This is a genomic window from Planktothrix paucivesiculata PCC 9631 (genome assembly GCF_900009265.2).
Lineage (GTDB): Bacteria > Cyanobacteriota > Cyanobacteriia > Cyanobacteriales > Microcoleaceae > Planktothrix > Planktothrix paucivesiculata.
This window is the reverse complement of record NZ_LR735008.1, coordinates 201,835-215,604: the sequence shown is the minus strand read 5'-3', so window position 1 is coordinate 215,604 and position 13,770 is coordinate 201,835. Positions and strand designations below refer to the sequence as shown.

Annotated in this window: 9 protein-coding genes; 5 read left to right on the top strand and 4 right to left on the bottom strand. The window is 39.7% G+C overall.

Going from position 1 to position 13,770, the window contains the following annotated elements; translation table 11 throughout:
- Positions 1-11 precede the first annotated feature (11 nt).
- The 3 genes from PL9631_RS07900 to PL9631_RS07890 all read left to right on the top strand — a co-directional run bounded on the left by PL9631_RS07900 (position 12) and on the right by PL9631_RS07890 (position 7,146).
- Positions 12-1,100 carry a geranylgeranyl reductase family protein gene (locus tag PL9631_RS07900; RefSeq protein ID WP_083618889.1) on the top strand — a complete coding sequence of 363 codons (1,089 nt, stop codon included), beginning with the start codon at positions 12-14 and terminating at the stop codon, positions 1,098-1,100.
- A gap of 152 nt (positions 1,101-1,252) precedes the next feature.
- A complete protein-coding gene (locus tag PL9631_RS07895) occupies positions 1,253-4,054 on the top strand; it encodes a GAF domain-containing sensor histidine kinase (RefSeq protein ID WP_083618738.1) in 2,802 nt (933 codons plus the stop codon).
- Positions 4,055-4,137: 83 nt separating this feature from the next.
- The gene (locus PL9631_RS07890; RefSeq protein ID WP_083618736.1) at positions 4,138-7,146 is read left to right on the top strand and encodes a GAF domain-containing protein; all 3,009 of its coding nucleotides are present in this window, start codon (positions 4,138-4,140) and stop codon (positions 7,144-7,146) included.
- 65 nt (positions 7,147-7,211) lie between these two features.
- On the opposite strand, the gene PL9631_RS07885 is transcribed toward PL9631_RS07890, so the two are convergent.
- Positions 7,212-9,005 (bottom strand): N-acetylmuramoyl-L-alanine amidase, encoded by a 1,794-nt coding sequence (locus PL9631_RS07885; RefSeq protein WP_083618886.1) that lies wholly within the window; start codon positions 9,003-9,005, stop codon positions 7,212-7,214.
- 191 nt (positions 9,006-9,196) lie between these two features.
- Here PL9631_RS07885 and PL9631_RS07880 point away from each other — a divergent pair, with 191 nt between their 5' ends.
- On the top strand, positions 9,197-9,649 hold the full coding sequence (locus PL9631_RS07880; protein WP_083618734.1) for a KGK domain-containing protein: 453 nt from the start codon (positions 9,197-9,199) through the stop codon (positions 9,647-9,649).
- 110 nt (positions 9,650-9,759) lie between these two features.
- On the opposite strand, the gene PL9631_RS07875 is transcribed toward PL9631_RS07880, so the two are convergent.
- The 3 genes from PL9631_RS07875 to PL9631_RS07865 all read right to left on the bottom strand — a co-directional run bounded on the left by PL9631_RS07875 (position 9,760) and on the right by PL9631_RS07865 (position 12,261).
- The gene (locus tag PL9631_RS07875) at positions 9,760-10,170 is read right to left on the bottom strand and encodes an Npun_F0494 family protein (protein WP_083618732.1); all 411 of its coding nucleotides are present in this window, start codon (positions 10,168-10,170) and stop codon (positions 9,760-9,762) included.
- A gap of 52 nt (positions 10,171-10,222) precedes the next feature.
- Positions 10,223-10,456 (bottom strand): hypothetical protein, encoded by a 234-nt coding sequence (locus PL9631_RS07870; RefSeq protein ID WP_083618884.1) that lies wholly within the window; start codon positions 10,454-10,456, stop codon positions 10,223-10,225.
- A 149-nt stretch (positions 10,457-10,605) separates the two neighbouring features.
- Positions 10,606-12,261: an alpha-amylase family glycosyl hydrolase gene (locus PL9631_RS07865; RefSeq protein ID WP_083618882.1), complete on the bottom strand. Its 1,656-nt coding sequence runs from the start codon at positions 12,259-12,261 to the stop codon at positions 10,606-10,608.
- 197 nt (positions 12,262-12,458) lie between these two features.
- Here PL9631_RS07865 and PL9631_RS07860 point away from each other — a divergent pair, with 197 nt between their 5' ends.
- Positions 12,459-13,535 (top strand): DUF3616 domain-containing protein, encoded by a 1,077-nt coding sequence (locus tag PL9631_RS07860; protein WP_083618730.1) that lies wholly within the window; start codon positions 12,459-12,461, stop codon positions 13,533-13,535.
- The last annotated feature ends 235 nt before the right edge of the window (positions 13,536-13,770 follow it).

The following is a 13,770-nucleotide window of genomic DNA, read 5'->3' as shown; positions in this document are numbered from 1 at the left end:
TCATGACAACAATATTTGACTGTATTATTGTTGGTGCTGGCCCGGCCGGAGGAGCAGCAGCCTATCATTTAGCCAAACGCGGGCGTTCTGTTTTAATTTTAGATCGATTTGCCTTTCCTCGATTAAAACCCTGTGGAGGGGGAGTTTCTCCGGCGATCGCCCAATGGTTTGATTTTGATTTTAGTCCGGCAATTTCGACAACGGTGGAACGTATTCGCTATACTTGGCAATTAGATGATGCCGTTGAGTCTGAAATTCCCACGCCGATGTGGATGGTACGGCGAGATGTCTTTGATCAATTTCTCGTGGAACAGGCGAAGGGTCAAGGAGCGCAATTCCAGGACAATACAGAAGTTACCGGGATTGAATTTAAAAGCGATCATTGGCAAGTAAATACTACCACTGAACCCCTAACCGCTAAATATTTAATTGGGGCTGATGGGGCTAAGGGTTCAATGGCGAAATGGCTGGGCTTGAAACAGTCTAAACTGCGCCAAAGTCAATTTATGGAAGTGGCAACGGATCAATTGTTGTCACCCAGTTTTGAATTTGGCATGGTAAAAAATGGTAGTATTTGGGGATTCCCCAAGGCCGATGGTTATTCCCTGAGTATTGCGACTTTTATCGGGGGAGAGCCGAAAGATCTGAAGAAAGACTTACTGGATTACGCCACTAAAGCCGGTTTAGGTCATTCGACCGTTTATGACCATCCTCTGTGTCTCTGGGATGGAGATAAAACTTTACATACCCAAAACGCTGTACTTGCCGGAGAAGCCGCCAGTTTAGTTGATCCCTTATCAGCAGAGGGAATTCGTCCTTCCATTTTAAGTGGGGTCAAAGCGGCAGAAGCGATTGATCAAGCCTTAGGCGGTGTGGGTAATGCTTTAGAAGGCTATACCCAGACAATGAAGGAAGAATGGGGTACGGATATGGTCTGGGCCGGACGTCTGGGCGGTGCATTCTATCGGTTTCCCAAAGTCGCTTATAAGGCTGGGGTAAAAATGCCCGCCGCCACAAAAATCATGAGTAAAATTTTCTGTGGTCAACTCCGTTACGGAGATATTGCGAGTAAGGCAATTAAACAATTAATGCCCTTTTAGTTAGTTATCAGTTATCAGTCATCAGTTATCAGTTCCTAGTTATTAGTTATCAGTGACTAACAACTAATAACGGGTACAGACGCGCCATGGCACGTTTCTACTGACAACTGATAACTGATCACTGATGACTGATGACTGATTAGGTACTTATTATGAATCGGTTGGACAATACACAACAACTTCAATCTAAATTAGATCAACAGGTCTTGCTACATCGGATTACGAACCGCATTCGTCAATCCCTAGAATTACCCGGAATTTTAACCGCCACCGTTGCCGAAATTCGTTCATTTTGGGGAACCGATCGGGTGATGATTTATCAATTTAGTCCCGATGGTAGTGGGGAAGTGGTGGCCGAATCTCGCGATCGCGATCACCTTCCCTCCCTGTTGGGATTACATTTTCCCGCCGATGATATTCCGCCCCATGCTCGGGAAATGTTTTGTTCCCTGCGTCAACGCACTATTATTAATGTCGGTGAGGGAAAATTTGGGATCAGCAACGACTCAGGAGAAGCCGAAACCCCATCTGGGATTGACTATCGCAGCCTTGATCCTTGCCACCAAGCCTATTTAACGGCGATGGGGGTACAATCTTCCCTGGCGATTCCAATTTTACTAAATCCGCCCCATAACCTAGTCGGTGAAACCCCTCTACTCTGGGGATTATTAGTTTCTCACCACGCCGAACCCCAAGCCATTGCTGAAACCGATATCCAAGTAATCCAGTTATTAGTAGATCAATTGGCAATTGCGATCACCCAAGCTAATTTATTAAGCCAAACTCGACAAAAAGCTGGACAGGAAGCCACAATCAATAGTATTGCTTCTCTACTCCATGAACGCCCCACCATTGAACTACAAGAGGCATTAGAAGCCACCGTTAAAGCTCTGAGTGGAGTGGGGGGACGGCTCTATATTCCGGCTTATTCCCTGAGTCCCACGGAGGTGTTCACGGCGGGTAAACAGCCCCATGCTCCTATGGGTAGTGCTTCAGGTATTTTAGAAGAACATCCCCTCTGGCAACATTGGTTAAGTCAAGGTTATGGAAATCCGTCCCATTATTCGACTGCACCGAATCAATTCCTATCTCCTTGGGTGATCACCGATGTTTATAAGGAATATCAATGGCGAGTTTTAATCTCAGCCTTTCAGTCCACATTAATTCGAGGATTATTAGTTTTACCGATTCAATCTCGTCAGCAATTATTGGGGGTGCTGACTATTTTTCGGGAAGAAATTGATACAGAAACTTTGTGGGCGGGAGAATTTGATCCCAGTATCAAACAGATGATGCCCCGGCAGTCTTTTGAAATTTGGCGAGAGTCTAAACAGGGACAAGCTCAATCTTGGACAGAAACAGAATTAACTTTAGCCACAGCATTAAGCCGTAAATTTGCTATGGCAATTCAACAGTATCGACTATATCAAGAAGTTCAAACTTTAAATATTAATTTAGAACGGCAAATTGCCGAAAGAACCTCTCAACTTCAACGCTCCTTAGATTTTGCTAAAACCCTAGAACGAATTACCGATCAAATTCGTCGGACGCTGGATTTAAACGCTACTTTATCTTGTTTGGTTCGGGAAGTTAGAGTTTTATTAGATACGGATCGGGTGGTGATTTATCAACTGATTAGTGGACAGGCGGGGGAAGTTGTATTTGAAGATCGAGGGAAATCTATTGGCTCGATTTTAGGGATTAAAACACCCGATGATTGTTTTCCGCAGGAGATGGCGGATCTTTATAGACAAGGAAGAATGCGGGCTATTTCTGATATTTATAAAGAAAATTTAGCCCTGTGTCATCAAGAATTTTTAGAAGATTTGTGCGTGAAGGCAAATTTAATTGTTCCGATTAATCAAGAGTCTAAACTTTGGGGATTATTAATTGCCCATGAATGTACAAATCCTCGTAATTGGGAAGTTGAGGAATTAGATATTTTACAACAATTAGCAGATCAAGCAGCGATCGCAATTTATCAAACAGAATTGTATCAACAAAGTCTTCAATCTGCCCAAAATGAACAGGCAAAAGCCCAACAACTTACCCAAACTTTAAATGAGTTACAAAAAACCCAAAGTCAACTAATTCAAACCGAAAAAATGTTAAGTTTGGGGCGGTTAGTCGCTGGAATTGCCCATGAAATTAATAATCCGATTAATTTTATCTTTGGTAACTTAATCTACACGGGGGAATATAGCCAAAATTTATTAAATCTGATTCAACTCTATCAACATTATTATCCGTCTCCGCCGCCAGAAATTGTTAAATATATCAGCACTATTGAGTTGGATTTTATTACCCAAGATTTACCTAAAATTGTGGAGTCGATGCAAAGTGGGGCTGATCGCATTCGTCAATTAGTTCTATCTTTACGCAATTTTGCCCGATTAGATCAAGCGGATTTAAAATTTGTTGATCTTCATGAGGGGATTGAAAGTACATTATTGCTGTTGCAACATCGTCTTAATCTTGATTCATCAGAGGGGCCAGAAATTCAAGTTAAGCGAGAGTATGGCAACCTTCCCCCCGTGGAATGTTACGCTAGTTTGCTCAACCAAGTGTTTATGAATCTTCTAAGCAATGCCTTGGATGCGTTAGCATTAAAAAGCACCGGAGCCAATCAGTCCTATCCAGAACAGACACAACCATCTTTAGAAATCCGCACAAGCTTGAAGGATGAAATTACAGCATCCCCTAAAGTTGTGATCTCGATCATTGACAACGGAGCAGGTATTCCTAATGCCGTACTTACCCATATTTTTGATCCGTTTTTTACTACAAAACCGGTGGGTCAGGGGACGGGTTTAGGGTTATCAATCAGTTATCAAATCATTGTTGAAAAACATCATGGATCGCTCAAATGCCTCTCTAACTGGGGAATAGGAACAGAATTTAGAATAGAAATTCCCGTGCGACAATCATTACCTGATCTAGCCATGGATTCGTGAATGGCAAAATTCATACCCAAGATTTTAAGTGATGTTTTATACTGTAGATAAGTTGGCAAACTGATGACATTAGGCGCTTGTATATGATCGTAAATCGACATCAATGGAAGCAGTTACGAGAATGCTGTCTCAATGACAGTACCTTTGCCCAATTGCAGGGAATTTTAAACCTAAAACTCTCACCTTATGAACTAGAAACATCCAGTTTGAAGACTTGGGAAGATTTACAGGATCTCGCAGACAATAGTGAGGATATTTTTGTCGAATATGATATTAATTTATGTTATGTTAAAATTAATTTAGCCGGAGCGATCGCCCTGGGTATTCCTCCCTCTGAAATTGTGGGAAAAAGAAATCAGGACTTTTTTAATCAGCAAGCTGGGGAAATAGATAAATTTGTCGATTATGTTTTAAAAACAGGCGAAAATATTCGGGTAAATCAAGAAATTTCTTTATCCAAGGGAGCCAAAATTTATAATAGTTTATATACTCCGATTAAAGATACTAATGGGCAAGTGACAGGTGTGATGGGAGTTTGTCGAGATGTCACCCATTTAAGACAGCTTCAAGACACCTCAAATCCTATCTTAATTCAAGCTCAAATGCAATCTCAACATTATCAGTGTTTAACAAAAATAATTAAGAAAATTAATCAATGTTTGCAGTTAGATACCCTCTTACAAACCACAACATTACAACTTCAACAATATCTGAATGTTGATCGGGTAGGAATTGTGCAGTGCTATGGGAATGCGGAAAGTATCCGGGGAAAATATATTGCTGAAACCGTATTACCTGAGTTTAAATCCCTGTTAAATTTCGAGATCACAACAAAAGAATTATTGGGGTTTAATCCCGCCGAAAAAAATCAACAAGCTCTGGTAGTTTCAGATATTTATTATAGTGGATTCAATCCCTTAATGTTCCAATGGATGAGGGATTATCAAATTAGAGCCAACTTAGGAATTCCTTTATATAAAAAACAACACTTATGGGGATTTTTATGGGTATATAATCACCAACGCCGAGATTGGAAACCCGATGAAATTGAATTTGTCAGGGAAATTGCTAAATATTTAGAGACTGCAATTGAGCAACGAGAGTTAGGTCAAGCAATATCTCAAGAATTGGAACAACGAAAAACATTAACCAGGGTGATTAGTCGAATTAGAGAAACCTTAAATCTGGATCAGCTTTTTCAAGCTACTGTAACAGAGGTTAGACAGCTTTTAAATGCGGATCGAGTAGGTGTTTTTTACTTTAATCCCAATTCGGGATATGGGGAAGGAGAATTTATCTCGGAAGATGTAGTTGCCGGGTTTGGTTCAGCTTTAGCTCAAAAAGTAGAAGATCATTGTTTTTCTGATCAGTTTTATAATCTGTATCAACAGGGTAAAATTAATGCGATTCCTGATATTTATCAGGCTAATTTACAAGATTGTCATCGGCAAATTTTAGCCCAGTTTCAAATTCGAGCTAACTTAGTTGTTCCCCTGCTCAAAGGTCAAAAACTTTGGGGTTTACTCTGTATTCATCAATGTAAATATCCTCGCTATTGGCAACAATCAGAAATAGAATTTGTCACTGAAATTGCTAAAAATTTAGAAGTGGCTTTACGACAAATTAATTATATGGAACAGGTTCAAGAACAGGCAAAAAAAGTGGCGCAGTTAACTGAAAGACAAAAATCAAGTGAGCAGCAAGAATTACTCTATCAAGTGATTGAAAAAATCAGAAATTCTTTAGATATTTCTACTATTTTTAATACGACTGCCGCCGAAGTTAGAGCATTTTTAAATGCAGATCGAGTTGTGGTTTATCGCTTTAGTTCCGATTGGTCGGGTTATTTTGTTGCTGAATCCGTGACTGAGGGATGGAACTCTTTATTTGACACGGTTCCCATGATTCAAGATAGCTATTTACAAGAGACATTAGGAGGACGGTATCGAGACAATCAAACCTATGCTGTTGATGATATTTATACCGCCGGACATAATCCTTGTCATATAAAATTGCTGGAACAATTACAGGCTAGATCCTATATCATTGTGCCGATTTTACAAGGACAATCCCTCTGGGGATTACTCGCAGCCTATCAAAATTCCTATCCTCGTCATTGGGAGGATGAAGAAATTAAATTATTAGCTCAAATTGGGACTCAATTCGGAGTAGCTTTACTCCAAGCAGAACTGTATGCAGGGACTCAAAAAAAAGCGGAAGAATTAGCTCAAGATTTACAACAAACCCAAAGTCAACTGGTGCAAAGTGAAAAAATGTCGAGTTTAGGGCAGCTAGTGGCTGGAGTCGCCCATGAAATTAATAACCCGGTTAATTTTATTTATGGAAATTTGAGTTATGTCACGGACTATACCAGGGATTTATTAGAGTTAGTCAAATTATATCAAAAACAGTATCCTGATATTTCAGAGGAGATTGAAAATAAAATGGAAGACATTGAATTTGATTTTATCATAGAAGATTTACCTAAGATTTTATCTTCGATGAAAGTCGGAGCCGATCGCATTCGGCAGTTAGTTTTGTCTTTAAGAAATTTCTCCCGTTTAGATGAATCTGAGGTGAAAGCGGTTGATATTCATGAGGGGATTGATAGCACTTTATTAATTCTCCAACATCGCTTAAAATCTAAACCTGATCGTCCGACGATTGAAGTGATTAAGAAATATGGAAAACTTCCTAAAGTGGAGTGCTATGCTGCTCAATTGAATCAAGTGTTTATGAATATTATTAGTAATGCTATTGATGAACTAGAATCCTTATCTAAGGAGTCTTTAGATACTAGATATTTAGCCATTTCAATTCAAACCCAGTTAGTGCCACCAAGCCAAGAACAACCGATAGAACGAGTTAGAATTATTATTCAAGATAATGGTCATGGCATTCCTGAACCAGTCAAAAATCGGGTTTTTGACCCATTTTTTACCACTAAACCTGCGGGTAAAGGCACGGGATTAGGGTTATCGATTAGTTATCAAATTGTAGTAGAAAAACATCAGGGAATGATTGAATGTCAGGCTTTACCGGAAGAAGGGACAGAATTTATTGTGGAAATTCCGGTTCATCAAATCGGATAATAGAGTAAAGTTTATTTACACCAACCTATTACCCATTACCCATTCCCCGTTCCCTGTTCCCTATTCTATTGAGTTTTACTGACCCATTCTACTATACCATCGGCTAAGGTTATTGCTAGTTTTTGTTGTTCTTGGGGATTAACAATCCATTCAAATTCTTCGGGATTAATCATAAATCCTAATTCTAATAACAAAGATGGGGCAACCGTAGGACGAGTTAAGGCTAAATTATTCCAAAATACGCCATAGGAAGGACGGTTTAGTTTATTGACTAAATATTCATGTAAAAAGACGGCTAAATCATGGGCTTGAGGGTTATACCAAAAGGTGCTTACTCCTTTTGTTTTGATGGCATCTCCATTATCGGGTAAGGCATTATAATGAATAGAAAGGGATAAATCCGGTTCCTGTTGATTAATCATTTTTACCCGATCTTGAGGGTACAAATCTTCATCCCCGTTGCGGGTCATTAATACCGATGCACCGCGTTTAATTAGTTCGGTTTCTAATAGTTTAGAAACCACTAAATTAACATCTTTTTCGGGATAACCAGTTGGGCCTTTTGCCCCTAAATCATTGACGCTACCATGACCGGGATCAATTAAAATTTTTAACCCCGATAAGGGTAAATTCGATTGGAGGTTTGGGGGATTTTTCAGAGATAAAACTAAAGTTGTGCCATCATAACGGAGTTTATAACCCCATTGTTGTTTGGTTTTAAAATGAAATGTATATTGCACGGCATTTTGTGATTCTCCTCGGGGAGATAAAATCGGTTGCCAATCCATACGGGAAATTAAAGGACTATCATTAAACCGAATCGTATCGGTTTTTGCTGTTGTGTTATGGAGGGTTAAGGTTAAACTCTGATCTTCTTGTTTAACGGTGATTGGAACTGGCACTTGTAGAGGAAAAGAAACCTCTAACCAATCCCCAACTTGACGAGAACTAGCACTTCTAATTAAGGAATTCGGCGGGACTGACTCGGTGATGATCCGGGTTTCATTGGCTTTAATCCACCCCCCATAATCAAGACGTAAATAATCTCCTTGTCGTCCGATAATGGTGGCACGGGTTCCCTTGGGTAAAGGAGTTAAACGGGAATGATCGCTAGTGGGGCCAGTGCGGGCTACGCCTTCATCTGCAATAATTTCAGCCACTTCAAATTGAATGGGAGAGAGCAGAGAAATTTGCCCCGTTGCCCGTTGGGTAATAGTTTGATTATTCAGGGTGAGTTGATAGTTGGGTTGACCTAAATCTAAGGGTTTTTTGGGATCGGAAAATGGCAAATTCTCGGCGATTTTTCCACATCCTTGATATTTTACAGTGTTAGATTTTATCGGTTGATTGGTTCCAGTTAAAACCGCTTTGTTATCGGGTAATTCTAAGCTCTGGGACTGGGGGGATAAAGATAGGATTTGTCCGGCTAATTCAACAGAAACCGTTGATTTTTCTGGGGCGATCGCACTAAAACAAATTAACTCACCGGGCAGGATAGACAGATTCTCAGCCGGAGTCAATGAATCCTTTAAAAAGCTGACATTATTTCCCGGGCTCGCTTCAGTGGAAATTCGAGTAATATTAAGTTTGATTTTTTGATCTTTGTAGCGTAAAATGAAATTGTTTTCCCCAAGCTGCAATGGAAATGTGGGTGCAAAGTGACCAGCTTGGCTTCGGGGAACCACTTGGCCGTTAATCGAGACTTCTCCATCGGGTGTTGCTGTTCCAATCAAAAAAATACGGTCAGAGGTGGTTTTGTGATCTGGCGGCGGATAAGCAACATATAAAGGTTGTTGGGCCGATGTTGAAGATACCAAGACCATACTGATTAGCGTTGTTAGTCCTAGAATTCGTTTCATGAGTGTGATTTGAATTGGTGCTAAACCCATTGTATCGATTTAGGGAGTATGGGTATTACCCTCCATGTTTTCCGGGTTTTAGCTACGATTAATTTTTATTGCTATTAGACAATAGGAATTGATTGCCATTGAGGTTTTGAATTAGGGTATTAGGGTGCAGCCAGTACCAATAGCCGCAAGGAATCCATACTATGAACCATGAGTTTTTTAGCTTAACAGAAAATGATTATATTGTTAAGTTGGGTAAAGATGCCTTCACCATTTCACGATTAAAAGAATTAATTGCCATACAGTTGGAGGAGCATATCATTAATTATGGAGACTTTTTTAATTTGACTTTTTCTCCCGCTAAACATAATGATTTCTGCTTTGATATGCGGAGTGTCCAGTTAATGTTTCCCTTCGAGGGAATGAGCGGTTATTTACTTCCCTTGGGTTCTAAGGATTGGATTCCGGGCCAGGTTAGAGTTCAAGCCAATTTAAAACTAGATCCTGACACCTTGGAGCAAAGTTTTTCCGTTGATATTCAGTTTGCTACGGATGAACCCCGAATAATGGATATTTTTCACTATCCCAGCAATTTTAAGGAAGATCAAATTACTAATCACGGGCTTTCTTCCTGCCATTTGCTCCATCAATCTTAAATTCTAATCAATTTAGAGGGTCTAATTTTTGGACACCCCGCAGTCAGATAGGATTGAATTCTATCTGGCTGTAGGGTGCTGCTCCAAAGCATACCCCGGTTTTTATTTTTTTAAAAGGCAAATCGCAACCAACGATTGAGGGTATTGATAGAGCGATCGCACACAGAAGGTTGGGGTATGCCCTGATTTTGACTTTCCCATTGGTCAATTAATTGTCGGCCAAGGGGAGTGAGGCGAAAACTATCCGTAATCCCCTGACCATCAACTTCTCGACGCAGCACCCCCACCTGAATCAGCCATAACAGGGTATTTTCTGCGGCTAGTTCAGTTAGGGCTACACGGGTATAGGCAGAACTGACCCCAGACTCCCCCGCAATTACAGTCAGACTGACACTGTTAAACCGGATCGTTTGGAACAGTAGCAGTTGAAAGGGAGAACACCGGATCGCCCGTTCCGCCCGTTTTAAGGTGCGTTCAGAATATGGAATTAAAGACTTACCGGGAGATTCCAAAACGGTCATAACGCTCTTAATGGGATAACGTTCTTTTTTGTACTGTATCCCAGATCAAGGGTTAAGAGCGAAAGAATTGATGGCGATATAATACCATCTCACCGTGGTCAGGAACCCAAGCCACCCACTCATCCTCAGTCACCTGACACAAGAGCAACGCCTGATCATGGCTATAGGGATTGGGTTTTTCCCCCATCTGCACCCAGGTAGAGGGAGCAAATTCCGAGGCATACCCAACAATAGGTTGCCATTGGGGTTGAATCTCTGTATCCGCTTGTTTGAGATTAAGTTTCATAATTTTTTGTCCCTGGTCAACCATTGATGCTCAAGTTCTAGGGTTTTGAACCTGATCAATAAAATTATTTCTGTATTCAGAGTTACATAATTATCGATCAAATCCCAGATCCTGTTGCAGAACTTAACGTTTTGATCTGGGGTGCTCAATTACCCCTTCCAAACAAAAACCTTAGCTTCATATTCAGGTAAATCGAGCAGAATATTATCATCTCCCGATTGAATATCATAATTACTTGTCCACTCATGCCAAGTCCCGTTAGCTGGGAAGTTAGGAACTTGATAACCTGCAAAATAATGGTCAGAGAAATTCACCAGCACCACGATCCTTGATCCTTCATCATTCCATCGGGTATAAGCTAAAACTTTATTATCAGGATCTTCATGGAAAAAATCAATATTGCCACTATATAAAGCATGATTAGTTTCCCGTAGAAAAATCAAGCCCTTGTAGTATTGAAATAAACTCTGATTACTCTCATTTTTCACGAGTTTCCAATCGAGTTTCGCAGATTCAAAGGTTTTGGGTTTATATTCTCCAAATTCTTCTCCCATCCAAATCATCGGAATACCTACGGCCGTGATTAATAATGCCGCCCCTAATTTCACCCGTTTAAAAACTTCATCATCAAAAATACCCCGATTTCCTAACTTCACAATCAAACGATTATGATCATGATTGCCCAAATAATTAACAATATTATTCGGCCCCATAAACCCTTGACGTTTACCATCTAAAACATCTTTTAGTTGTTCTAAATCAAAGGTATCGCCACACAAATGATCCGTGAGAGTATGATAAAAACTATCATGCCAACAGCCATCCATCGGCCCATCACTGTTGGTAATAGTGGGGGTTTCCGGCACATATTCAGCCACATTATAAAAGGGTTTTATCCCAGCTTCCTGTTTAGCTTCCTGCACGACCCAACTCATAAAATCATAGTTGCCAATTTGCTTGGCTCCATCATAACGAATACCATCAATATGATATTCTTTAATCCAAAATCTCACCGTATCACCGATAAATTTGCGAGCCGGATAAGTGCCTAATTGCTCATCATACTGTTCATAATTAAATTCAGGCCCCCAGTTATATTCCGTATCTTGCTGGCTATGGTGATACCAATAATCATGATCAATTTGAGTTAAAGGACAGGAGGCTTCGGAATGGTTATAAACCCCATCAATTAATACTCGAATTCCTCGGCCGTGACATTCATCAATCAGGTTTTTTAATTGTTCGGTTGTGCCGTAACTAGACTCGGACGCGAAGAAATACCGAGGATTATATCCCCAACTATGATCCCCTGGATGTTCTTTGACGGGCATTAATTCAATCGCATTGATTCCTAATTCACACAAATAATCTAACTTTTCTATAATGTGCTGATATTTACCCCGGGAATAGATGTCATCTTCTCCCCCCGAAAAATCCCCGACGTGCATTTCATAAATCACTAATTTATGATCAGGGGGTAAGGGTTTGTCATCATTTTTCCAAACATAAGTATCAACAATTTTTTTCCCGTCTTTAATCCTAATAATGCCGTTTTGAGTCTTATCATCAATATCCGTGGCGTAGGGGTCAACAACTTCTATCCACTCATCGGGTTCTAAAAACCAACTTTTTGAACGGACTCGAAATTTGTATTGATAGATTTCGTCTTCTAACTCAACTTGAGTCCGAAAATAACCCTTGTCATCCTTTTGCATCGGAATATCTTTCCAGTTAGAAAAATTTCCGATTAACGCGGCTTCTTTGTTATAAGGAGCAAAAAGAGAAAATTCAATTAAATTAGACATTTTTTTATTGATAAATTTACCTGTATCCCTGATTATATAGAAAACCATTCCATAAATCATCTATCAAAAGAATGAGACATGATTTATTTGTGAGTTATTCATATTTTTATATTAGTCTTCAAGTTTAATTATAGTTCAAGATGGATTTAATTGAGTAAAATAGAAATTGATCTAATAATTAATTCAGGAATCAACTAATGTCAGAAGGTTTTTTACTCAGTCGTCTACTTTTGCGTTTTGATGCGACTAATGATCTGTTGTTACATGATTTATCTGCGGTGGCATTAACACCCGATGGCAACTTATGGTTGGGAGCCGATGAAGGCACAGGAATTGAGCGATTTTCTCCCCTGGAACCTTCGGTTTTTGGTCAGCATCAACATTTTGAATTAGGAAACTTTATTCCTTTGAAAAATCAAGACGAAGAAATTGATATTGAAGGATTAGATTATGATGGTTCCTATCTTTGGTTAGTCGGTTCCCATAGTCTCAAACGTAAAAAACCGAATGGAAAAGATTCCGGTTTAGATATTGAGCGTTTAAGCCAAATCAAAGCCGAACAGAATCGTTATCTTTTAGCCCGTATTCCGATTAAAAATGGAGAGTTAGTTGAGTCTTTTTCCTCTCCTGAGTTGGGGAGTCAAACCTTGAGAGCCGCTGTTCTGCAAACGAATGAAAACGGTAATCAATTGATGGAGGCTTTAAAAACAGATGAACATTTAGGTTTATTTATCTCAAATCCTCTCCCCTCCAAGGAAAATGGATTAGATATCGAAGGATTAGCGGTGGATAAAAATAAAATTTTCTTAGGATTACGGGGGCCGGTTTTACGGGGATTTGCGATTATTTTAGAACTAGAAGTCGAAGAAAAACAACCCGGAGTTTTAACCCTCAAACAAATAGGAGAAAAGGGGAAACCCTATCGAAAGCACTTTTTTGGATTAACGGGTTTAGGAATTCGAGATTTATGTTTACAGAGGGAAAATTTAATGATTTTAGCTGGGCCGACCATGGATTTATCAGGAATCTCAAAAGTCTATCGTTGGAAAAATGCTTTAACTCAATCTGGCAATACGATTACGGATCTTAATTCTGATCAGTTAGAGATTTTATTCGATATCCCTGCTGATGTGGATGGGGATAAAGCCGAGGGATTAGAACTTTTTAATAGTTTAGGACAACCCGGTTTATTAGTGGTGTATGATTCGCCTAATCCTACGCGAATTATATCTGAGCGGGAAGTGTTTGCAGATATTTTCCATTTGTCGAGGTAGGAGCACAGAAAATAATCCCCAAAAAATAATAGAGAGTCGCAACCGATAAATCGATTGATTTGACTCTCCGTTTCCACCAGACTAACCAGAGGGAATAAAGGATTGCACCCAGTACGCTTACTAATATAGGGTACGTCCCTTTAGTCATGCCTCTATCTATAGATAGAGATTGACAGAAAAATTTTAAATCATCAAACGGTGTAGGAGAGTTAGGGAAATAGAATTCCCAAAATAT